Genomic DNA, 20,814 nt, shown 5'->3' on the forward strand with positions numbered 1-20,814 from the left:
TGGGGACATCCTTGGGCTTAGTGCACAACCCAACTGAGCAGCCACAATCCCAGGAGCAACCAGATGATCCCCATGATGATCGACGCCCGCATGAATGCACGCACGGCCGAGTACAGCAGCATCAGGCCGACGATCAGGGTGATGATGCTGATGATCGACGTGTCCATGCCCAGGGTGCGCGACAGGCCTTCTACAAAGTTGCCGCCGGCATGGGTCAGGGCACCGAACAGGCCGCTGAGGCCGTCGACGATAAAGCGGATGACCGAACCGAGCGCCTGGCCCAGCCATTCGAAAAAGCTTTCTACCTGCATGTGTGTGTCCTGATGAGAGGGAGGGCGTATCTGTGCCTTTGGTTGTCGATAACGCGGGCGAGTTCCCTGTAAGCATAGAGGTTTGCCGGTTTGGATTTTAGATTAATCACGCAAGGGCGTACGCGGTCCGCTGCACGGCTATTGCGCTGGACCGTGGCAAGTGTGCTGCTGGTGATCGCGCTGCTATGGCTGGCCGACCGCATCTGGCCGTTGCCGCTGCCCCAGGACGACCTGGCGCGCGTGGTTCTGGCCGAGGATGGCACGCCGTTGTGGCGTTTTGCCGACGCCAACGGCGTATGGCGCTACCCGGTGCAGACCAGCGAAGTATCATCGTATTACCTGGACGCGCTGCTGACCTATGAGGACCGCTGGTTCTACCGCCACCCCGGCGTCAACCCGCTGGCCCTGGCGCGCGCTACGTGGCAGAACCTCACCGGCGCGCGGGTGGTGTCGGGCGGCAGTACCTTGTCGATGCAAGTGGCCCGTTTGCTCGACCCGCATTCGCGCACCTTCCTCGGCAAGTTGCGTCAACTGTGGCGTACCGCGCAGTTGGAATGGCACCTGTCCAAGGAGCAGATTCTCAACCTGTACCTGAACCGCGCGCCGTTCGGCGGTACGTTGCAGGGCGTGGCGGCGGCCAGTTGGGCTTACCTGGGCAAACCCCCGGCGCAATTGACCCATGCCGAAGCGGCGCTGCTCGCGGTATTGCCCCAGGCGCCGAGCCGCCTGCGCCCGGACCGTCATCCGCAGCGCGCCCAGCACGCCCGGGACAAGGTGCTGCGCCGCCTCGCCGAGTTCCAGGCCTGGCCACAGGCGGCGGTGGATGAGGCGTTGGAAGAGCCTCTGCTGCTCGCGCCGCGTCTGGAGCCGAGCCTGGCACCGTTGCTGGCGCGCCGCTTGAACCGCCCTGACAGCCCGCCTTTGATCCGCACCACGGTGGATGCCACGTTGCAGCGCCGTCTGGAAGACCTGCTGCTGGGTTGGCGCGCACGGTTGCCCGAGCACACCTCCGCCGCCATCCTGGTGGTCGAGGAAGAAACCATGGCGGTGCGCGCCTACCTCGGCTCGGTCGATATCAATGATGCCAAGCGTTACGGGCATGTGGACATGATCAGCGCGCTGCGCTCGCCCGGGTCCACCCTGAAACCCTTCCTGTATGGCATGGCCCTGGACGATGGCCTGATTCATTCCGAATCCCTGCTGCAGGACGTGCCGCGCCGCTACGGCGATTACCGGCCAGGCAATTTTTCCATGGGCTTTACCGGCGCGGTGCCGGCGAGCACGGCACTCTCCAGCTCGCTGAACCTGCCCGCGGTGCAATTGCTGGAAGCCTACGGGCCGAAACGCTTTGCCGCCCAGATGCGCATCGGTGGCATGCCGCTGGCGCTGCCGGCGTTGGCCGAACCGAACCTGGCGTTGATCCTGGGCGGTGCGGGCAGCCGCCTGGAGGACCTGGTCAGCGGCTACAGTGCCTTCGCCCGCGACGGCAAGAGCGCCACCCTGCGTTTGCAGCCGGATGACGTGCTGAGAGAGCGGCCGTTACTGTCGCCGGGGGCGGCGTGGATCGTGCGACGTATCCTCAGCGGCCAGGCGCGCCCCGACCGCGACCCGCGGGCCGAACTGGTGCAACGCCCGACGCTGGCCTGGAAGACCGGCACCAGCTACGGCTTTCGCGATGCCTGGGCGATTGGCGTGGGCCCGCGTTACCTGATTGGCGTGTGGATCGGTCGACCGGACGGCACGCCGGTGCCGGGGCAGTTCGGCCTGGCGTCGGCGGCGCCCTTGATGTTGCAGGTGCACGACGTGCTGACCAACCGCGACAGCCAGCGCGGCATCAGCGCACCGGTCAAGCCGGTGCCGGCCAATGTCGGCGTGGCGGCGATCTGTTGGCCATTGGGCCAGCCGATGAACCGCAGCGATCCCAACTGTCGGCGCCAGCGCTTTGCCTGGACCCTGGACAACACCACGCCGCCGACCTTGCAGGCGCTGGACCAACCGTTGAGCGTGGGCTTGATGGAAAGCATCTGGGTCAACGCCAAGGGGTTGCGGGTCGATGCCCATTGCCCTGGTGCCGAACCGAAACACATCGCCCTGTGGCCGGCGCCGCTGGAGCCGTGGCTGCCCAGGGTGGAGCGCCGTGAAGCGCGCATCCCGGCAGCGGACCCGCAATGCCCGCCGCCGGCACTGGCGGCGTCATCGCCGCTGTCCATCGTTGGCGTGCGCGAAGGCGACCAACTGCGCTTGCCCGCCGCCAGCCAACAAGCCCTGCGCCTGAAACTTTCCGCCCTGGGCGGCAGCGGGCGGCGCTGGTGGTTCCTCAATGGGGCGCCGCTGGGTGACAGTGCCAATCAGGATTTCATCAACGCCAGTTTCGAGCGATTGGGGCGTTATCAACTGAGTGTGCTGGATGAGGCGGGGCAGACGGCCAGGCTTGAGTTCAGTGTTGTTGACTAGGGCCTCATCGGGGGCAAGCCCCCTCCCACAATTTTGATCTGTGAATACGTTCAAAATGTGGGAGGGGGCTTGCCCCCGATGGCGTCCTCAAGACCCCCACCGCTATTCACTTGCCTTCAATCCCCATCCCCCTGAAGCTATACCCATTCAGGAGCCCCCAATGAACCTCGAACACCTCACCGAACGCCTGCACCGCATCCGCGATACCAACGACTGGAAGCAGTTCCACAGCCCGAAAAACCTGGCCATGGCGGCCAGTGTGGAAATGGCCGAGTTGGTGGAGATCTTCCAATGGCTGACCGAAGACCAGTCACGCCAGTTGCCGGCCGACAAGCTGGCGCACGCCGGCCAGGAAGTCGGCGATATCGTGCTGTACCTGCTGTTGCTGTGCAGCGAGCTGGGCCTGGACATGAACGAAGTGGTGCGCGCAAAACTGGCCGACAGCGAACGGCGGTTTGCCCATGAGTGACCGCCATTTCGACCAGTTGGCCACGCGCTTTGCCGAGAAGATCTATGGCGGCGCCAAGGGCGCGATTCGCCTGGCGGTGTTGCAGGCCGACCTCACCGAAGCCTTGCCGGACCGCCCGTTGCGGGTGCTGGATATCGGCGCGGGGTTGGGGCACATGTCGTTGTGGCTGGCCGAGCGCGGCCATCAGGTGACCCTGGCCGAGCCCGCCGAGCCCATGCTCGAAGGCGCACGCCAGCGCTTTGCCGAAGCCGGGCAGAGCGCCACGTTTATCCATGCGCCGTGGCAAGACTTGCTTGGCCAGCTCACCGAGCCCTACGACCTGGTGCTGTGTCATGCCGTGCTGGAATGGCTGGCCGAACCCCACGGGATCCTGCCGGTGTTGCACCAGTTGACGCTGCCCGGTGGCTGGCTATCCCTGGCGTTCTACAACCGCGATGCGCTGATTTACCGCAACCTGCTCAAGGGCCACTTTCGCAAGATGCGCAAGAACGACATGGCCGGCGAAAAGCAGAGCCTCACCCCGCAACAGCCGCTGGACCCGCGGGAATTGGCGGCGCAACTCGACGGGCTCTGGCAGGTCGAAAGCCAAAGTGGCGTGCGCGTGTTCCACGACTACATGCCGGTGGAGTTCCAGGCGCGCGCCGACCTGCAGGATCTGTTGGAGATGGAGCTCGCTCACCGTCGTCACCCAAGCTTTGCCGGGCTTGGGCGTTATTTACACTGGATCTGCCGCCCGGTTTAAGCGGCCCAGTCTGCGGAGGTCGAAATGCGTCGTCTCTGTTTGATCCTGTTGTCCCTCGGGCTGGGGGCTTGCTCCAGCCCCAACCCTTATGTCGCCGCTTCGGCGCCGATGCCGCCGGCCCCGGCCCAGGCGGCCAGTACCTTTGATGCCAGTGCGTACCCGGCACCGGTGCGCGACTACGGCGCTTACCGCACTTGGGCCTGGCGCAACGGCCAGTTGCCGGCCGGCACCGCCTGGGCGGACTCGGCCCAGGTGGCCGAAGCGGTCAGTGGCGCGCTGGACCAGCGCGGCCTGCGGCCCCTGCATGACAATCGTGCACCCGACCTGCTGGTCAGCGCCGATGTGCGTCTGGAAAAGCGTCTGCGACAGGTCCGGGATGACTATGGCTACGGTTATGGCGGCTACAACCGCTATGGCAATGGCTACGGCATGTACAACTCGGTGCCGGTGGTGCGTACCTATGAAGTGCAGGTCGTGGTGGTGCGGGTCAATCTGTTCGACGCCCGCAGCGGCCAGCCGGTGTGGAGCGCCAGCGCGGAAACGGGCAGCCAGGGCAGCCTCAGTGAACGCGCGGATGCGTTGCGCCAGGCTGTACAGAAGGCAATGACGGCCTACCCGCCGAGTTAACCGCTATTCTCATCTAAAGCCCGGACCGATCGTTGGAGAGCCACCATGTTTCGTCGTATCGCTACGCTTGCGTTTGTGCTGCTGCTGGGCGGTTGCCAGAGCAACCAGGTCAACCACGATTTTGACGCCAGCCGCGACTTTGGCGCCTACCGTCACTGGGCCTGGAAAGACCCGGCGCTGCAATACCGCCCGGATGACCCGCGCATCAAGAGCGACCTCACCGAGCAGCGCATTCGCCAGGCCGTGGGCGAGCAGCTTGACCAGCGCGGCCTGCGTCCCGCCGCGCCCGGCACCCGGGCAGACCTGACGGTGCAGGCCTACCTGATCGTCGAAGACCGCCAGCAGCAAGTCTCCACCAACTACGGCGGCGCTTGGGGCGGGCCGTGGAATGGCTACTGGGGCGCGCCGATGTACAACGAAACGCGCAACATCACCTACAAGGTGGCGACCCTCCAGATCGACCTGCTCGACGGCAAGGACGGCAAGCTGGTGTGGCGCGGCAGTGACGAGCAGATCATGGCCAGCTCGCCCAACCCTCAGGATCGCAGCAACGCCATTCGCAGCACGGTGGGCAAAATCCTCGCGAACTACCCGCCGCGCTGATGCAACCCTCTGGAAGCGCTGCGCCTGCAGCGCGTCTACACTCATCGGTACCCTCAGGAGAGTAAGCGCTCGGCGAGTCGCCGGCACAGGAGTGCTCGATGTCTCCCCACCTTCATGGCAAGCAACGCGGCGCTGTCGGCTTGATGGCGGCCGGTGTGTTGGCGCTGGTGCTGGCATTCACATTGCTGGCGGTCGACAGCGGCCGGCTTTACCTGGAAAAGCGCAGGCTGCAGGGGGTGGCGGACACGGCCGCGCTGGAAGCGGTCAGCCGCGGCGGCACCTGCGCGGCCGGCTTGAGCGCGGCGGCGTTTGCGGCGCAAAGCGTGGCGCGTAATCAATTCGTCCTGAGCGGCGGCAATACCCTGGCTATCCGCTGCGGTGCCGTCACCACCGGTGCGTCGGGCCAGCGCCTGTTCACAGCCAACCCCGCCGTGTCGTCAGCGATCGAGGTGGTGGTCGGCAAAACCGTCACCACCAGCGTGGCCGGTGGCGTCTGGTCGCTGTTTTCCGGGAACCCGGTCAGTCTCAACACCCCATTGACCGCCATGGCCGTGGCAGCCAAACCCACGCCACCGATGGCCCAGCTGAGCATCAAAAGCACCCTGGCCAACGTCGATACTGCCCGTGCCGGCATGCTCAACGCGATATTCAGCGGGCTGCTCGGCGGGGCGGTCAACGTGTCGGTGCTCGGCTGGAATGGCTTGCTCAACAGCAACATCAACATGCTCAGCTACCTCGACCAGTTGGCCCTGGACCTGCACGTAACCGCCGGTGACTACACCCAGTTGCTCAACACCACGGCGACCGCTTCGCAACTGCTGCAGGCGGCGATTACCGTGCTGGGCAGCAACCCGCTGACGGTGGATGCCGTGACTGCGCTGGGCACTATCAAAGCAGGGGTGACCAACCCGGTGCCGCTGACCCTCGGCAAAATCCTGCAAGTGCAAACCGGCACCAGCGCCGCTGCGCTGAATGCCAACCTGCAAGTCTTCCAATTGATTCAAGGCGTGGTGCAGCTCTCCGGTAATCAGAGCGCGGCGGCGGTGACACTGCCCGTCAATCTGTTGGGGTTGGCCAATATCAGCACGCAGATCAAGGTGATCGAGCCGCCGCAGTTGTCTGCCGTCGGCAATCCGCTGCTCGCGGCAGCCAATCCGTTGGGCCCGAATAAAATCTATGTGCGTACCGCGCAATTGCGCACCCAGATAACGCTGAGCTTGCCGCTGCTCAGCAGTGTGTCCGGCTTGACCACGGCGGTGAATGACCTGGTGGGCCCGTTGACACCGGTGCTCAACGGCCTGCTGAGCTTGAACCTGGTCACCACACTCAACTCCGCGCTTTGCCTGCTGGGGGCCGGTTGCCAACAGCTGGACATTATTCCGGTGCCGGGTAACGTGCCGCTCAAGATCGTGCTGGATGCCGGCGGCGCCAGCACGTATGTCACCGGCTACACCTGCCCGACGGGCAGCGCGGGCACCAAGAGCCTGACCGCCCATACCGTCAACTCAATCGCGTCGCTGAATGTCGGCAATATCAGCAACGCGTTTTCCTCCACTCTGCCAATGAGCGTGGCGCCGTTGCCGCTGGTCGATATCGGCGTCAAGACCTGCCACAAGATCCTCGGTATCGGCAGTTGTGACCCTCGCGTAGCGTTTGCCGGTGGCGGCATAGCGATCAACGTGCAAAGCCCGGTTGTGGGAAGCAACAGTGAGCAGAACCTGGTGTTTTCCAGCACCACGCCCTTCGCCACGCCGCCCAATGTGGGGCTGGCGCCCGCTTATCAGGCGGCGGTGCCGGCCAGTAATCTGGTGAGTGGTCTCTCCACCGCGCTCACGGGTGTGAGCATTACCGCCTATCAACCGGTGGGCAACAACCCAGTGGGCAGCCTGATCGCAAACACGGTGGCGTTGCTCAGCGGCGTCAACGCCTTGGTAACGCCCGTGTTGAATAATGCCCTGAGCCCATTGCTCAACCCCATCCTCAACAACCTGTTGAACAGCCTGGGCGTCAGCCTGGCAAACGTGACCGTGGGCGCCAACCTGAGCTGCGGCCAGACCGGCGAGGCCTACCTGGTGATTTAAACGTCGGTGGCCCTGGGCAGTTCCACGCAAAACCGCGCTCCGTGCTCACCGTTGCTGACGCTGAGGCGTCCGCCCATGTTTTCGACGATGCCGTAGCTCACCGACAGGCCCAGCCCGGTGCCCACGCCAATCGGCTTGGTGGTGAAGAACGGTTCGAAGATGCGCTCCAGCAGACGCGGGTCAATCCCGCCGCCGTTGTCTTCGACCCAGATGCGTACGTGACGGCTGTCGTGTTCGGTATGCACGGCAATCCACGGGCGCAATTCCGGGTACTTTTCCTTAAGGTTCAACAGCGCATCGCGGGCGTTGACCATCAGGTTGATCAGCACTTGCTCCAACTGGTCGGCGTAGCCGGTGACCCGCACCGAGATATCCGCCTGGGTCAGTTTTATTTCCACGCCCTTGCCGCGCAGGCCTTCGCTGAGCAGTGACAGGGTGCCTTCCACCGCCTGCGCCGGGTCGAAGGGCTGCTGCTCGACTTCCGAACGGCGGCCGAACACGCGCATGTGGTCCACCACCCGCGCCGCCCGTTGTACCTGGGCGTCGATGCGCTGAAGTTTCTCGGTCAGGTAGTCGATCTGCGCGTCGCCATTGCCCAGGCGCTTGAGTACGTTGACGATGGCCATGCGCATCACGTTCAGCGGCTGGTTGATCTCATGGGCCAGGCCGGTGGCCATTTCGCCGAGGGTGGCCATTTTCGCGCTTTGGGTCAGCTGTTGCTGGGAGCGCCGCACTTCGGTGTTGTCGCGGCCCACCGCCTGCACTTCGAGCAAGTTGCCCTGTTCATCGAACACGCCACGGTCCGACCACACCCACCAGGCATGCTCGCGCCCGGGCAGTTGCAGGCTGATTTCCGCCGTGCTCACGGGAAACTCCGGGGTCAGTTGCTCGATGCGCAGCACAAAGGCTGCGCGTTGCTCGGGCGACAGCCAGTGGCCCAGGTTAACCCCGGGCAATTGGTCGGGCAGGCATTCCAGGTAATTGGCCAGGGGCGTGTTGCCAAAAGTCAGGGTCAGGTCCGGACGGTAGCGGCAGATCATTGCCGGCGAGTCTTCCACGAGGATGCGGTAGCGCTCTTCGCTTTCCTTGACCTGCTGCGCGGCCAGGGTGGCGTCGGTGACGTCCAGCCACAGCCCCACCGCTTCCACCGGCAGGCCGAGGTCGTCGCGCAGCAGCTTGGCCTCGTCGAGGAGCCAGTGGTAATCGCCCTGTTTATCCTGCACCCGATAACGGCTGCGCACGCTGCCTTCACGCAAGAGTTGGCGCGTGCGCTGGAAGTACAGGTCACGGTCGTGCGGGTGGACCCATTGCACCAGGCTGTCGTGGTTGCATTCGGCAAGGGTGCGGCCCAGCAGCGGCAGCAGGCTGTCGCTGAAAAACACCGGTTGCAGGGCGCCGTTCTCATAGCGCTGCACATAGATCACCGCCGGCGAGCTGGCGATCAGGTTGTCCAGCCGGGCATGGGCCGCGTCGGCTTGCAGTTGCTGGTTCTTGATGTCGCTGATATCGAGCATGAAACCGATCCAGCGGCGCTGCTCACCCACGCCCAGCACCTGGCCCTGCACGCGGTACCAGGTGGGCGGCTGGTCGCTGTCGCCACGGTTCAGGCGCACGCTGGCCAGCAAGGGTTTGCCGAGGGCTTGCAGGTCGCGCAAGCGGCTATGCAATTCCTGGCGGTCAGCGGGGTGGATGAGGTTCAGCCAGGCGTCCAGGGCTTGCCGGGTCGGACCTTCTTCGGGGTCCAGGTTGCGCATCAATTGCGGCGCGAGCTGGATCTCGCCGCTGGCGGGCAGCAACTCCCACCAGCCGGTGCCGAGCAACCCCTGCAGGGCTTCCTGGCGCTCCAGCTGCAAGTGATGGCGGTGTTCGCGCAGGCGGCCGAGCAGCGGGGCGGCGAGGGCGGCGGCGAGGTTCAGCCAGTCACGTTCGCGGGTGTCGAGGTCGCCGCTGTAGGCCCCGCACAGCAGCCACGCGGCGACGCCCTGGCCATCGCGGTATGGCACCAGGAAACCCTCGGCATTGCCGAACACACTGTGCAGGCGCGGGTGTTCACCGCGACCGTAAGGCGCCTGCAGCTTCAATGGGGTGGTGCCGTTGAGGCTGTCCAGGCAGGTGCCGAGGCGCTGGCCGGGGTGCCAGAACAAAGGCGCGTCATGCTGGGCATATTGGCTGTAGACCACCCAGCCCTGGTCCTCCTGATCGAGCAGCGCCAGGGCGACACAGGGGATTCGCCAGCGCTGCGCCACGCTGCACAACTGTTCGTTGAACACATCGGGCAGGCGGTTGAGGCTGCACACGCGCAGTTGTTCGCTGACCTGGCTGGCCAATTGCTGATTCTGTTCGCGCTGTTCGGCCAGTCGCCGGCCCTGAAGCAAGTCGCCGATGTCCACTGCCAGCAGGCGCCAGCCCTGCTCGTAAGGTTCGAGGGTGCCGCGGGTATGCAGGACTTGCCCGCCGATGCCCTGGAAATCCAGGTCCAGGCTGTGGCGCTGCCAGTCGGCGGGCACGCCCTCCACGGCCACCGCGCTGTGGGCCGACAACAAGGCTCGCAGCGGCGACGCCTCGGCAGGGGACGCCAAGTGTGAGCGCAATGTGCCGCTGATTTCCAGCACCTGACCTTGCGCATCCAACTGTACCTGCAACCCGGCCGAAGGCGGCGCAGCGGGCGCGATGACCAACGCGCTGCCACGGCCGAGCAAGCGCCCGAACAGTTTGTCGCCCGAGGTCAAAACTGCAAGCTCGATTGGGCCTGCAGCGTCGTCGGCAACTGCGGCACGCTGCCAATGCCGGGCAGCACGATAAACGGCATCACGGCGTGCAGATTGGCGGAGGGGTAGTTGATCTGCACCGACAGCAAGCCATCCACGAAGCTGGTGCTGACCTGGGTCGCCGCATTGAAGTTGTAGGCGTTGGGGATCCAGCGCAGGCGGTTGGAAATCGCGCTCTTGGCGGTGGTTTGCACCGCAGTGCTGTAGCCCGGCATGGACGGGTCAAGCCCCACGCTCAGGCGCACGGCTTCGGCGGTGGCCTGGGTGAACGACTGCATCAACAGCAGCGGCAGGCTATAGCTGACCAGGCCGTAGAACACGGCGAAGAACATCACGAACACGGCGACGAATTCAATCGCGGCCGTGCCTTTCTGCTGCTTGGGGAGGCTAGTTTTCATCACCGCGTCTACCCTGACGGCTACTACTTGATATCAGCATAGAATCAATCGGCGAAAAGGGATGTTTTTTACGTGATCCAGGGTGCGGTGGTGCTGTTGTGGCTGGGCCTATGTGCGGTGCAGGACACGCGGCAGCGGTTGCTCGCCAATCGCCTGACCCTGGGCGTTGCACTGTTGGCGGCGGTCTACCTGTTCTGCACCGGCAACACATGGCTAGGCGCCTCCATCGGCCAGGGCCTGTGGGCGTTCGTTCTGGCGCTGCTGCTGACCTTGCCGGGTTATGCCTTGGGTCGACTCGGCGCAGGAGATGTGAAGCTGCTCGCGGCGCTGGCCTTGGTGTCGGATGCCGAGTTTCTGTTGGGTGCGTTTATCGGCGCTGCGGTGGCGACTGTGCTCTGGCTTTTGCTGGCACCAAAGCTTTGGCCGCTTATGGGTCAAGGGCTTAGGGATTGCCTGGGCCACCTGGCGCCTGAACCGTCAGAGAAACTGCCGTTTGCCCCGTTTCTGCTGGTGGGATTCGCGTTTTTCTGGTTTTGGATCCGTTAAACGTCGGAAGGGATTAACGCTATGTACATAGTCGGAAAGTACGTCTACGTTTAATGAAGCGTCGTGTAGGAATATTCGTAGTTTAGGGACGTTCAAATTTTTGGCTTGCCAGGCATGGAGTCGCGCGTGAACAAGCTTACCTCTGCAGTAAAAGTGCTCGTGGTCGACGATCAGCCGCTGATTGTGGAAGAGCTTTGTGAGTTTCTCGAGAGCAGCGGGTTCCGGTGTGTCCCGTGCGAGTCCAGTCAGCAGGCCTTGAAGCGCTTCAGTGAAGATACCGAGATCGGCCTGGTGCTGTGCGATTTGCATATGCCAGGCATGGACGGCATCGAGTTGGTCCAGACGCTGCAAAAAATGGCCGGCCGGCAGCGGGTGTTCGAGGCGATCATGCTGACCGGGCGTGCCGACAAACAGGACGTGATCAAGGCCCTGCGCGCCGGGATCGCGGACTATTATCAGAAGCCGATTAACCTGGCGGAATTGCTTGAAGGTTTGCAGCGTCAGGAAGCCGCGTTGCAAGAACGCAAGAATGAGCTGCAACTGGGTAACCTGAACCAGAAGCTGCAATTTCTCACCGAATCGATCAACGACCTGTACCAGGACCTCGATAAAGTGCGCCGCAGCCCGGCGAGTGAGGAGGCCTTGACGCAAGAAGCCGCGGTAGTGGAGATCCCACCGATTTTCAACCAGCTGTCGCCGCGTCAGCTGGATGTGGCCAGGCTCGTGGGGAAGGGGCAGACCAACTACCAGATTGCCTGTGAGCTGGGCATTACCGAGAACACCGTCAAACTGTATGTGTCGCAAGTGTTGCGGCTGACGCATATGCATAACCGTACGCAGTTGGCCTTGGCGTTATCGCCGAACAACTCGGCGCTGCGCCAGCGGGTGACGGCCCACTGATTGATCGTTCCCACGCTCTGCGTGGTAACGCCTCCTGGGACGCTCTGCGTCGCGCCAGCCGCTGCCAGTTTCGGCTACCGCGTACAGGTGACGCAGAGCGTCACGGGCTGCATCCCCACGCGGGAGCGTGGGGACGATCTCAGCGGGTGACGGCCCACTGATTGATCGTTCCCACGCTCTGCGTTGTAACGCCTCCTGCGACGCTCTGCGTCGCGCCAGGCGCTGCCAGTCTCGGCTACCGCGTACTGGTGACGCAGAGCGTCACGGGCCGCATCCCCACGCGGGAGCGTGGGGACGATCCTGACCGCACCGCTGATCGTTCCCACGCTCTGCGTGGTAACGCCTCCTGCGACGCTCTGCGTCGCGCCAGGCGCTGCCAGTCTCGGCTACCGCGTACTGGTGACGCAGAGCGTCACGGGCTGCATCCCCACGCGGGAGCGTGGGGACGATCTCAGTGGCTGCCTTCCGTTTTCCCGCCGATCTTCTGCTCGAAGAACGCCGGAATCTCATGCTTGAAGCTGTCCACCCAGCGCTGGGCGGCGACGTCGCGTTCGGTGGCGGAGGCTGTCTGTGGCGTGGTCGACGCCGCTGTGCCGCTGACCTGCAAGGTCAGCCAGTTCTCCGTGACAGCCTGCTGCGGGGAGGAGGGGCCTGGCTCGATGGCCATGGCGCACAAGGGCAAGGCCAGCACGGCCACGCTTGCGAGATAGGGCAGTTTCATCATCAATTCCTCGGGTTGCTGTTGGCGTCACCGACCGTGGCGATCTGGTCCCTGGCCTTGGCGGCGGACACGCTTGAAGCCTTGAGTTTTTCGGCGCGGGTCTGGGCTTCGGTGACTTGTTCAGGGCCCAAACCCATCTGGTTGACCACGCGCGCGGCTTGTTGCCAGTTGTCTTGATAGATCAGCAGTGTCACCAGGTTGATCGCGGCCAGTGGGTCGCTCTGCTTGAGTTCCATGGCGGTCATGAATTCAAACCGCGCGTCTTCCAGGCGCAATTGGTTGAGGTACACCACGCCCAAATCGTTGCGGATTTTCTCGTCGGTGGGCGCCAGCCGCGCCGCGCGCTGCAAGTGGGCCATGGCCTGGCCGTTGTCGCCTTTGGCCGAAGCCAGTTGCCCCAGGCCGTGTTCGCCCTCGGCCGCCATGCAGGTGCCGAGCAGGCTGCGGAACAGCGGCTCTGCCTCGCTGCGCCCGAGCACGCGGTAAGCCTTGGCCTGGCGCAGTCGGACCTGAGGCAAGCCGGCCGGCAAGCTCTGGAGGTTGGCCAGGCTGGCGTGCAGTTTGCCATCGTTGGCCATCTCGTCAGCCAGGTTCAACGACAGCTCCTGATCGGAACTGGGCTTGGGGCAGCTGCCGGGGGCTGTCAGGGCGCTCCATGGGGTTTGGCCATTGGTGGCGCAACCTCCCAGCAGCAACAGGCTCAAACCGGCGATCAAGGCTTTCATCGGGCGCTCCTCATAAGTTACTCAAGGCCCGGGTGATACCGATGAAGGCCGGCCCCCCGAGCACGATCAGCAGGGCGGGAAACAAAAACACCATCATCACCACCGACATCTTTGCCGACATTTTCGACACGAATTCCTGGATGCGCGTGAGGCGTCGGTCGTCGAGCAACTGCTTGAGCGCCAGCAGCGACTTCATCGCGCCGCCGCCCTGATGAACCAGTTGCTGGAGAATGACGCAGGTGTCGGTGAACTCATCCACCGCCAGCAGCCTGGCGGTGGCGCCCAGTTCCTCGCTGAGCTCCAACCCGGAATCGACCCGGTGCAGAATCAGCTGCAGTTCATGGGTGAGTGCCGGCAGCAGGCGTTGCGCTTCGATGCTCAGCACGCGTAACGCCTGTTCCACCGCCATGCCCGATTCGAACAGGATCCGCAGCAGCGGAATGAAGGTCGAGACCTCTTGGGCGATACGCTGCTGACGCGCCTTGGCCACGCTGGCCAGGATGCGCTTGGGCAACAGATAGCCGACCCCCAGTGCGATCAGCGGGACCAACCACGGCGAATCGCTCTTGGGAAACAGCACCTGCTGGGCGATTACTGCAACGACCAACAGCAGCACCGGCGTACCGATCTGGAACGCGGCGAACATCGAGCGCTGGCTGGCCTTGCGCCAACCGACGCGGTTGAGCAGCGTCTGGGTTTCGTTGTCCAGGCTGATCGACCGTTGCGCAAGCGGGCTGTTGCCCAGTTGCCGCATCATCGCCCCCAGGCGGTGTTCGCGGCCCATCCGGCCTTGCAGGCGTTGAGCAACCAGACGTTGACCACGGCGCTGCTTGAGCAGGTTGGCCAGTACCAGCGCCAGGGCGGCCAGGAACAACACGGCGCTGATCAGCAGCGAAATAGCCATCTCAAACGCTCCGCAACATGCGCCACAAGGCGAAGCAGCCGAGCACCTGCATACCCAGTGCGACGAATAACAGCATGCGGCCAGTGCCGTCGTTCCACATGGTCATCAGGTAGGCCGGGTTGACCGCCAGGAAATAGCCCACCATTGAAATCGGCAGCGCGGTGAGCACGTAGGCCGTCACCCGGGTCTCGCCGGTCAGGGCGCGCAGCTGGCGTGCGGCCTGCTCGCGCTCGCGGATCATCTTGATCAGGTTTTCCAGCAGTTCGCTGGCGTTGCCGCCATAGCGGTGGTTGACCTTCAAACCCAGGGCGAACAGACGAAATTCGTCGCGCTCATAGAATTCGGCGAAATCATGGGCCGACTCCGGCAGGCTGACGCCCAGTTGAACGTTGCGCTGTATGCGGCCCATGGCGGTTTTAAGCGGGTCCTCGGCCACCTCGATGCCGCCCAGTACCGCGTCGGCCAGGGTGCGCCCGGCCTTGAGGCTGCGCACGGTGTGGTCGAGCAGTTGCGGCATTTGTTCGATCATGCGCCTGATACGGCGTTGGTAACGCCAGGCCAGGTACAGGCGCAGCAGCACGGGCGGCAACACCAGCATCACCAGCAGGCCGGGCCAGCTGGCGAGCATCAACCCCAGTGCCACGCCCAGGCCCCACACCGCCAGCCACAGCCCGAGGCTGTCGCTGGGTTTGCCCAGGCCCGCGCGCAGGAACATGCGCTCCACGCCATTCCACGAAGCGGTTTGCTGGGCGAGCTGTGGCTGCCCTTCGGCGAGGCGGCCCAGCACGCGTTCGGTCTGGGCACGGCGCAAGCCATTCTGGAATGAGCGAATCGACAAGCCGATCAGGATCACGCAGATCAGTAGCAGGATGGCCCCGGTCATGCTCGATTCCCCTTCACGGCTAGGCCGGTTCGCGGCGCAGTTTGTCGCCGGCGGGGTTGACCGCCTCGCGCACGAAGCCGAAGCCAGTGCGCCGATCAAGGCGAAACAGGGTGTTGGTCACGTACACGTCCTCGCGGATGCCTACCACCTCGACCACTTCGCTGACACAGCGGCGGCCGTCCGGCAGGCGGGTCAGCTGGACCACCACGTCCAGCGCCGCGCAGATCATTTGCCGCAAGGTTTTTTCCGCGATGGCGCGACCGGTCAGGCCCACCAGGGTTTCCAGGCGCAGCAGGGCATCGGCGGCATTGTTGGCGTGCACGGTGCTCATGGAACCGTCGTGGCCGGTGTTCATGGCGGTGAGTACGTCGAGCACTTCCACGCCGCGAATTTCGCCGAGGATGATCCGGTCGGGGCGCATCCGCAGGGCGTTGCGAATCAGGTCGCTGGCCTTGACCTCGCCATGCCCCTCGGCATTGGGCGGGCGGGTTTCCAGGCGCACCACGTGAGGATGGCCCAGTTGCAGTTCGGCCACGTCTTCGATGGTGACGAGGCGTTCATGGGGGTTGATCAACTGGCTGAGAATATTCAGCAGTGTGGTTTTACCGGTGCCGGTGCCGCCGCTGATGAGGATGTTGCAACGCTTGCCCACCGCCTCCTGGAAAAAGTCGAAGATGTTCTGATCGATGGTCTGCATGGCCACCAGGTCGCTGCTTTTGAGCATGTCCTTGCGAAACTTTCGGATCGACAGGCACGGCCCGTCCAGCGCAATCGGCGGGATGATCGCATTGACCCGGCTGCCATCGGGCAAGCGCGCATCGACCATCGGCGACGACTCATCCAGGCGCCGCCCCAGTGGCGCAAGGATGCGTTGCATGACGCGCTCCACATGGTGGGCGTCGATAAACCGCAGGTCACTCTGGTGCAGCAGGCCGTCACGTTCGATAAACACCCGGTGCGGGCCATTGACCAGGATTTCGGTGACGGAGGGATCGCGCAGCAGCACTTCCAGCGGGCCGAAGCCGGTGAGTTCATCGACGATCTCTTCGGCCAGGCGCTCCATCTCGTAGCGCGAGATCGCCAGGTGCATGCGGTTGATGTACTCGGCCACTTTGTCGATGACAAATTGCGCCAACAACTGGCGCGAGCCTTCCAGCAGATTTTTTCCAGACTCTTCGAGGGCATCAATGATGTAGCGATGCAGCACCAGTTTCAGGCCATCGTGGTCGGCATTGCCACCGAGGCCGCGCGCGGGGGCGCCGAAGAGTTTTTCAGTGTTCATTTATCGGCTCCCAGCAGTCGCTCCAGCCAACGGCTGTGCGGTTTCCTGGTGGGGTCTTCGGAGCGTTTGGCCAAGCGCTCGCCCAGGGTTCTCAGCGCTTGCGTCAGGGCTTCGCGCGGCGCCAGCGCAAACAGGGTTTGCCCTTGGTTTTGGGCGTTCAGCCGTATCTCCGGGCTCAGTGGCAACACCGCGATCACTTCCAGTCCGAAGCTTTTGCTCAACGCGTCGGCGTCAGGCGCACAGCTTTTGATGTAGCGATCGATCAGCAGCTTGGCGTGGTCAAGCTTCATGCCCTTTTCCCGCCATTGGGTCAGTACCGCCAGGTTACGCCGACAGTCGAGCACGTTCTGGTCGGTGCACCACAGCAGCTTGTCGCAATGGCTGACGAAGGTGCGCAGGGCTTCACTGTCCGGCTGGCCGACCAGGTTCACCACAATGTGCTGAAAGTGCTGGCGCAGCGCGCTGAGCAGCATGTACAGCTCGGCGGCGCTGGTGCGCTCCAGAGGCTCATCGCTGGGCGCGTAGGCGAGCATGCGCAGGCCGTCTTCGGCAGCGGTGAACGCGCTGTTGATCAACGTAGCGTCGAGCCGCCGCATATGGCGCAAGGCATCGCCGAAATTGAACGAGCTTTCCAGACCCAGCAGCGCCAGGCTGTCGCCGCGTGGCAAGCCCAGATCAAGCAGCAGTGTTTGCTGGCCGCTCTTTTGCACCACCAGGGCCAAGTGGCTGGCCACCAGCGCGCCGTCGGAGTTGCCCTGGGTGCCGTACAGCACCGACAGCCCGCCCAGTTGCGTATTGGTGGCGACCGGGGGCAGGCGCTTGCTCAGGCGGCGGACCAGTCCGGCCACTTCGCTGGAGCGCGAGCCATAGGCGACGAAGTCCCGGGCTCCGGCGCGCATCGCGTTGAGCACCAACTGGTTGTCCATGCCGTCCCCGAGGGCGACGATGGCCAGCATCGGCTTGGCTTCCAGCGCGCCTTCGATCAGCGCGCTCTGGGCCACCAGATGCTCGCGGTCGAGGCCGATGAACACCAGGTTGGCGAAGGTCACGTCCACCAGCGCCAGCAATTCATCCAGGGTCCCGCTGCCGGCGCTGACCACTTGGCCAAGGGGCGCCAGCGCGCCCTGCAACCATTCCAGGTCGGTGGTGTTACGGGTGATTGCCAGGAAAGTCTGGCTCAGATGATCGCTCATCGGGACAACCCGTTGAGGCGGTCGAAATTGCCATTTTCCAGGAAGAACAGGCGGTACCAGTTCGGGTCGTAGTTGCGCATTTTCTCGCCGGGCAACGACGGCAGCTGGGCATTGGCCGCCAGCGGTTGTACCAGGTGCGGCGTGACGATCATCAGCAGCTCCTTGTCCTCGCGGCTGACCGACGAATCGCGAAAGAACGCCCCCAGGATCGGGATGTCGCCCAGGCCTGGGAACTTGCTGATGTTGGTGGTGGTGTTGCTGCTGATCAGGCCGCTGATCACGAAGCTTTCGCCATCGGCCAGGGACACGCTGGTATCGGTGCGGCGAATGGTCAGGGCCGGCACGCGGATATTTTCGAGGACCACGGCGTTGGTGTAATCCAGTTCGCTGACCTCCGGTGCCACCTTCAAGGAAATGCGGTTACGGTCGATCACGGTCGGCGTGAGGGTCAGGCGAATGCCGAATTCCTTGTACTCGATGGAGATGTTATCGCTGCCGCTGCTCGGCACCGGAATCGGTATTTCACCGCCGGCGAGGAAGGTTGCGCTTTGCCCGCTCATGGCAACCAGGCTTGGCCGGGCGAGGGTGTAGGCAAAGCCGCTGCTTTCCAGGGCGTTGATCATGGCCGAGACGCGGCCACCGCCAAAGCCGATGTTGAAGCTGTCCGCGCTCACCGGCAGTTTGAAGGTGCTGGGTGCAGGGGACAGCAAGTTGGGGCTGCCCAGGAAGAAGTTGTTGCCGATGCCCAGGATCTTGGTGCTGGCTTCCTTGAGTTTGGTGCGGCTGACCTCGACGAAACGGATATCGGTCTGGACCTGGCTGGGCAACGAAGGGTCATCGGCGGGCGACAGCGAAAGGCTGGTCAAGGCGGTATTGGCCTTGCCCTTGACGAACACCATGCTCTGGCGCGGCGTGGCCGAACAGGCGGTCCAGACCATCAGGCTGGTGGTGCCGGGGCCGACGCCGGTCAGCAGGAAACCACGGTCGCCATTGAGATGCACGTCGGCGATTTTCGGATCGCCAATGGCCAGCCGCGTGATCGCCACCGGCGATTGCAGTTCCTGTTGCAGGCCTTCGCCTACCGACAACGCGGCGGGCAATTGCCCCAGGCTGGCACAATTGCTCGCAGCCGCCATGGCCAGCCCGATCGACAGGTGCGACAGCAGCAGGGCACAGGTGATTCTCAGCGTGAACACCGGTATGAAACGTCGGTTCATGCACAGCATCCTTGTTCAGTCGGGTGTTTGTTGGGTTGCCTGGTTGCCGCGTATCACCTCCACGCCGGCGCGGCGCGGGGTGCTGCTCTGGGCCACTTTCCTGGGGGCCTGGGCGAAGGCCAGTTGGGTGAACTGATAGAGGTCGCGGTTCGCGTTCTGCAGGTTGCCCGGTGCGTCGCCTTCGCCGGCCCAGTAATGGCTCAGCAGACGTTCGTCGGCGCTGCGCACAGCCAGGCGCAAGGTGCCCGCCTGGGTCGCCAGCATCAGCCGGCTCAGCATCTGTTCGGGCACAGCCAGCACCACTGTGCGCGAGGGCGCATGGCGCTGGGCTTTCTCTTCGGCGGTCAGCGCGGGAGGGGAGGCGGGGATGCCATCGTTGGTCAGGCCCATCTGGTCGCCGACGCTGAGCAGGCGCATGGCGGGGATCACCACCTGGGCCGATTGTTCCAGGTTGGCGGCGTCCTGGCGCAGGTACAGCAGCACGTCCACATAGTCGCCAGGACTCAACTGGCCAGCCGCGCCGATCACTTCATCGACGGCAACCGCCAGGGCGCGCTCATCGGCACGGATCATGCGCGCCAGCGGCCCGCCAGGGGTGAAGCTTTCCTCATTAAGCCAGGTGCCTGCGCTGAGCCCGCGCCACGGGGTACGGCCAACGGCCTGGTCGATACGGCTCATGCTGCCAGCGGGTGCCGTGCGCAATTTTTCCAGGCTCAGGTCAGCGGCGTTCAGGGCTACGAAGGGGGGCACATCGCGGGCCAGCACGACGACCGACTGAAGGGTCTGGTCTTGCACCACGGCCACGGCTTTTTCAACAGGAGCAGCCGCTGGCGGCGGTGGCGGCGCCGGAGCAGGCTCACGGCTGAGGACCAACCCCCAATAACCGGCAAACAGCGCACCGATCAGTAACACACCGGCCAGTACCATGCTCAGACGCGTGTTCATGACGGCTCTCCTTATCCCGTTGCACCACTGCCCGTCCATCCAACAGGCTAATTCCGCAACCCGGCTGCTATGAACAGTGGCTCACTAATGCGACTAACTATTTCGCTATTTGAAGGTAGTTCAGCTAGGACGAAATGCCATTACTGACAGAAAGATTTCTTCTCGGTGTAGGGCGTGTCCTTTGAAAACACGCGTTTAGGGCGTCAGAAAAGCACCTACTACTTTAGGACTAATCAGTTCTTACAGTTGTGAGGGTGAGCTTTGTTGTCAATGCTCAGATGGCACATCGCAATTACTGTGCGGTACCGGGATAGGGCGCTTGGTCGCTTAAGGAGAAACCTCATGATCCTTGCTCTGCTGATGAAACTTCATGTTCAACTGCAGTTATTGTTTCATCGTAAAGACGGCGCGACAGCAATCGAATACCTGATCCTTGTGGCGATTGTGGCACTGGTAATTCTGGCAGCCGGGACGACACTCGGGCCGCAGATCACCGCATTTTTCAACAGGATCGGGGCTGCCCTTACGCCCACTTGACAGCTTATATTGAGCACAATCCTTATTGGCCGATGACGTTGTCAAGGTAATGCTCATGAACGCTGCCGTATCCCCCCGTCAGCAGATCCTGCTGGTGGACGACGAAGAAGATGCCCTCGTTGAACTGGCCGAATCGCTGGAGAACGAGGGTTTTGTCTGCTTTACCGCTACCTCGGTGACGTTCGCGCTGCAAGAGCTCACCCTGCACCCCGATATTGCTCTGGTCATCACTGACCTGCGCATGCCTGAGGAAAGCGGCATCTCGCTGATCAAGCGCCTGCGCGAACACACCTCCCGCTCCCACCTGCCGGTGATCGTCATGTCGGGGCATGCGGAGATGGATGACGTCAGCGACATGCTGCGCCTGCAGGTGCTGGACCTGTTTCGCAAGCCCATCTACCTCGCGCGACTGCTTGATACGCTCAACAGTTTGTTTCCGCTGACAGCAGCTACAAGCTTCAAGCCTTAAGCGGCAAGCGTGGGCGTCTCACCACGCTTGTAGCTTGTA

The 20,814-nt window shown here is 63.6% G+C and carries 21 protein-coding genes; 10 read left to right on the plus strand and 11 right to left on the minus strand.

The features are described 5' to 3' along the window. Positions 1-17: 17 nt before the first annotated feature. Positions 18-311 carry a hypothetical protein gene (locus tag SC318_RS03200; protein WP_320429620.1) on the minus strand — a complete coding sequence of 98 codons (294 nt, stop codon included), beginning with the start codon at positions 309-311 and terminating at the stop codon, positions 18-20. 141 nt (positions 312-452) lie between these two features. Here SC318_RS03200 and pbpC point away from each other — a divergent pair, with 141 nt between their 5' ends. The 6 genes from pbpC to SC318_RS03230 all read left to right on the plus strand — a co-directional run bounded on the left by pbpC (position 453) and on the right by SC318_RS03230 (position 7,287). Then, entirely contained in the window at positions 453-2,765 is a 2,313-nt protein-coding gene (pbpC, locus tag SC318_RS03205; protein ID WP_320431182.1) for a peptidoglycan glycosyltransferase PbpC, read from the plus strand. 160 nt (positions 2,766-2,925) lie between these two features. Next, entirely contained in the window at positions 2,926-3,234 is a 309-nt protein-coding gene (locus SC318_RS03210; protein WP_003188211.1) for a MazG-like family protein, read from the plus strand. Beyond that, entirely contained in the window at positions 3,227-3,976 is a 750-nt protein-coding gene (locus SC318_RS03215) for a methyltransferase domain-containing protein (protein WP_320429621.1), read from the plus strand. Before SC318_RS03210 ends, SC318_RS03215 begins: the two co-directional genes overlap by 8 nt. Positions 3,977-4,000: 24 nt before the next feature. After that, complete coding sequence (locus tag SC318_RS03220; RefSeq protein ID WP_320429622.1) at positions 4,001-4,603, plus strand: DUF4136 domain-containing protein; 603 nt, start codon at positions 4,001-4,003, stop codon at positions 4,601-4,603. Positions 4,604-4,648: 45 nt separating this feature from the next. Next, the gene (locus SC318_RS03225) at positions 4,649-5,206 is read left to right on the plus strand and encodes a DUF4136 domain-containing protein (RefSeq protein ID WP_320429623.1); all 558 of its coding nucleotides are present in this window, start codon (positions 4,649-4,651) and stop codon (positions 5,204-5,206) included. Positions 5,207-5,304: 98 nt separating this feature from the next. After that, positions 5,305-7,287 carry a pilus assembly protein TadG-related protein gene (locus SC318_RS03230; protein ID WP_320429624.1) on the plus strand — a complete coding sequence of 661 codons (1,983 nt, stop codon included), beginning with the start codon at positions 5,305-5,307 and terminating at the stop codon, positions 7,285-7,287. Here SC318_RS03230 and SC318_RS03235 read toward each other — a convergent pair. Together SC318_RS03235 and SC318_RS03240 are read right to left on the minus strand one after the other, a co-directional pair. Beyond that, complete coding sequence (locus SC318_RS03235; RefSeq protein ID WP_320429625.1) at positions 7,284-10,016, minus strand: PAS domain-containing sensor histidine kinase; 2,733 nt, start codon at positions 10,014-10,016, stop codon at positions 7,284-7,286. The genes SC318_RS03230 and SC318_RS03235 overlap by 4 nt on opposite strands. After that, positions 10,013-10,453 carry a TadE/TadG family type IV pilus assembly protein gene (locus SC318_RS03240; protein WP_320429626.1) on the minus strand — a complete coding sequence of 147 codons (441 nt, stop codon included), beginning with the start codon at positions 10,451-10,453 and terminating at the stop codon, positions 10,013-10,015. Before SC318_RS03240 ends, SC318_RS03235 begins: the two co-directional genes overlap by 4 nt. 72 nt (positions 10,454-10,525) lie before the next feature. On the opposite strand from SC318_RS03240, the gene SC318_RS03245 reads away from it, so the two are divergent. After that, on the plus strand, positions 10,526-10,999 hold the full coding sequence (locus SC318_RS03245) for a prepilin peptidase (RefSeq protein WP_320429627.1): 474 nt from the start codon (positions 10,526-10,528) through the stop codon (positions 10,997-10,999). A 126-nt stretch (positions 11,000-11,125) separates the two neighbouring features. Further along, positions 11,126-11,899 carry a response regulator transcription factor gene (locus SC318_RS03250; protein ID WP_320429628.1) on the plus strand — a complete coding sequence of 258 codons (774 nt, stop codon included), beginning with the start codon at positions 11,126-11,128 and terminating at the stop codon, positions 11,897-11,899. Between the two features lie 451 nt (positions 11,900-12,350). On the opposite strand, the gene SC318_RS03255 is transcribed toward SC318_RS03250, so the two are convergent. Genes SC318_RS03255 through cpaB form a run of 8 tightly spaced genes read right to left on the minus strand, consistent with a single transcriptional unit; the run spans position 12,351 to position 19,769 of the window. Then, on the minus strand, positions 12,351-12,620 hold the full coding sequence (locus SC318_RS03255) for a DUF3613 domain-containing protein (protein WP_320429629.1): 270 nt from the start codon (positions 12,618-12,620) through the stop codon (positions 12,351-12,353). A 2-nt stretch (positions 12,621-12,622) separates the two neighbouring features. After that, positions 12,623-13,345, minus strand: a complete 723-nt coding sequence (locus SC318_RS03260) for a tetratricopeptide repeat protein (RefSeq protein WP_320429630.1) — start codon at positions 13,343-13,345, stop codon at positions 12,623-12,625. Positions 13,346-13,355: 10 nt separating this feature from the next. Continuing rightward, positions 13,356-14,249 (minus strand): type II secretion system F family protein, encoded by an 894-nt coding sequence (locus tag SC318_RS03265; RefSeq protein ID WP_320429631.1) that lies wholly within the window; start codon positions 14,247-14,249, stop codon positions 13,356-13,358. Position 14,250: 1 nt separating this feature from the next. Beyond that, positions 14,251-15,132: a type II secretion system F family protein gene (locus tag SC318_RS03270; RefSeq protein ID WP_320429632.1), complete on the minus strand. Its 882-nt coding sequence runs from the start codon at positions 15,130-15,132 to the stop codon at positions 14,251-14,253. Positions 15,133-15,151: 19 nt separating this feature from the next. Then, complete coding sequence (locus tag SC318_RS03275; RefSeq protein WP_320429633.1) at positions 15,152-16,414, minus strand: TadA family conjugal transfer-associated ATPase; 1,263 nt, start codon at positions 16,412-16,414, stop codon at positions 15,152-15,154. Then, positions 16,411-17,607: a CpaE/TadZ family protein gene (locus SC318_RS03280; RefSeq protein ID WP_320429634.1), complete on the minus strand. Its 1,197-nt coding sequence runs from the start codon at positions 17,605-17,607 to the stop codon at positions 16,411-16,413. Before SC318_RS03280 ends, SC318_RS03275 begins: the two co-directional genes overlap by 4 nt. Then, a complete protein-coding gene (locus SC318_RS03285) occupies positions 17,604-18,824 on the minus strand; it encodes a type II and III secretion system protein family protein (protein WP_320429635.1) in 1,221 nt (406 codons plus the stop codon). The genes SC318_RS03280 and SC318_RS03285 overlap by 4 nt, the downstream gene beginning before the upstream one ends. A 15-nt stretch (positions 18,825-18,839) precedes the next feature. Next, positions 18,840-19,769, minus strand: a complete 930-nt coding sequence (cpaB, locus tag SC318_RS03290) for a Flp pilus assembly protein CpaB (protein WP_320429636.1) — start codon at positions 19,767-19,769, stop codon at positions 18,840-18,842. 342 nt (positions 19,770-20,111) lie between these two features. Here cpaB and SC318_RS03295 point away from each other — a divergent pair, with 342 nt between their 5' ends. Together SC318_RS03295 and SC318_RS03300 are read left to right on the plus strand one after the other, a co-directional pair. Then, positions 20,112-20,306: a Flp family type IVb pilin gene (locus SC318_RS03295; protein ID WP_320429637.1), complete on the plus strand. Its 195-nt coding sequence runs from the start codon at positions 20,112-20,114 to the stop codon at positions 20,304-20,306. Positions 20,307-20,361: 55 nt separating this feature from the next. Beyond that, positions 20,362-20,775 carry a response regulator gene (locus tag SC318_RS03300; protein WP_320429638.1) on the plus strand — a complete coding sequence of 138 codons (414 nt, stop codon included), beginning with the start codon at positions 20,362-20,364 and terminating at the stop codon, positions 20,773-20,775. The last annotated feature ends 39 nt before the right edge of the window (positions 20,776-20,814 follow it).

The organism is Pseudomonas sp. MUP55 (genome assembly GCF_034043515.1).
GTDB lineage: Bacteria > Pseudomonadota > Gammaproteobacteria > Pseudomonadales > Pseudomonadaceae > Aquipseudomonas.

Excerpts from the sequence above, each read along its gene's own strand:
- SC318_RS03200 (WP_320429620.1), bottom strand. The coding sequence starts at position 311 with ATGCAGGTAGAAAGCTTTTTCGAATGGCTGGGCCAGGCGCTCGGTTCG.
- SC318_RS03210 (WP_003188211.1), top strand. The coding sequence starts at position 2,926 with ATGAACCTCGAACACCTCACCGAACGCCTGCACCGCATCCGCGATACC.
- SC318_RS03215 (WP_320429621.1), top strand. The coding sequence starts at position 3,227 with ATGAGTGACCGCCATTTCGACCAGTTGGCCACGCGCTTTGCCGAGAAG.
- SC318_RS03220 (WP_320429622.1), top strand. The coding sequence starts at position 4,001 with ATGCGTCGTCTCTGTTTGATCCTGTTGTCCCTCGGGCTGGGGGCTTGC.
- SC318_RS03225 (WP_320429623.1), top strand. The coding sequence starts at position 4,649 with ATGTTTCGTCGTATCGCTACGCTTGCGTTTGTGCTGCTGCTGGGCGGT.
- SC318_RS03230 (WP_320429624.1), top strand. The coding sequence starts at position 5,305 with ATGTCTCCCCACCTTCATGGCAAGCAACGCGGCGCTGTCGGCTTGATG.
- SC318_RS03240 (WP_320429626.1), bottom strand. The coding sequence starts at position 10,453 with ATGAAAACTAGCCTCCCCAAGCAGCAGAAAGGCACGGCCGCGATTGAA.
- SC318_RS03255 (WP_320429629.1), bottom strand. The coding sequence starts at position 12,620 with ATGAAACTGCCCTATCTCGCAAGCGTGGCCGTGCTGGCCTTGCCCTTG.
- SC318_RS03260 (WP_320429630.1), bottom strand. The coding sequence starts at position 13,345 with ATGAAAGCCTTGATCGCCGGTTTGAGCCTGTTGCTGCTGGGAGGTTGC.
- SC318_RS03265 (WP_320429631.1), bottom strand. The coding sequence starts at position 14,249 with ATGGCTATTTCGCTGCTGATCAGCGCCGTGTTGTTCCTGGCCGCCCTG.
- SC318_RS03270 (WP_320429632.1), bottom strand. The coding sequence starts at position 15,132 with ATGACCGGGGCCATCCTGCTACTGATCTGCGTGATCCTGATCGGCTTG.
- SC318_RS03275 (WP_320429633.1), bottom strand. The coding sequence starts at position 16,414 with ATGAACACTGAAAAACTCTTCGGCGCCCCCGCGCGCGGCCTCGGTGGC.
- SC318_RS03280 (WP_320429634.1), bottom strand. The coding sequence starts at position 17,607 with ATGAGCGATCATCTGAGCCAGACTTTCCTGGCAATCACCCGTAACACC.
- SC318_RS03285 (WP_320429635.1), bottom strand. The coding sequence starts at position 18,824 with ATGAACCGACGTTTCATACCGGTGTTCACGCTGAGAATCACCTGTGCC.
- cpaB (WP_320429636.1), bottom strand. The coding sequence starts at position 19,769 with ATGAACACGCGTCTGAGCATGGTACTGGCCGGTGTGTTACTGATCGGT.
- SC318_RS03295 (WP_320429637.1), top strand. The coding sequence starts at position 20,112 with ATGATCCTTGCTCTGCTGATGAAACTTCATGTTCAACTGCAGTTATTG.
- SC318_RS03300 (WP_320429638.1), top strand. The coding sequence starts at position 20,362 with ATGAACGCTGCCGTATCCCCCCGTCAGCAGATCCTGCTGGTGGACGAC.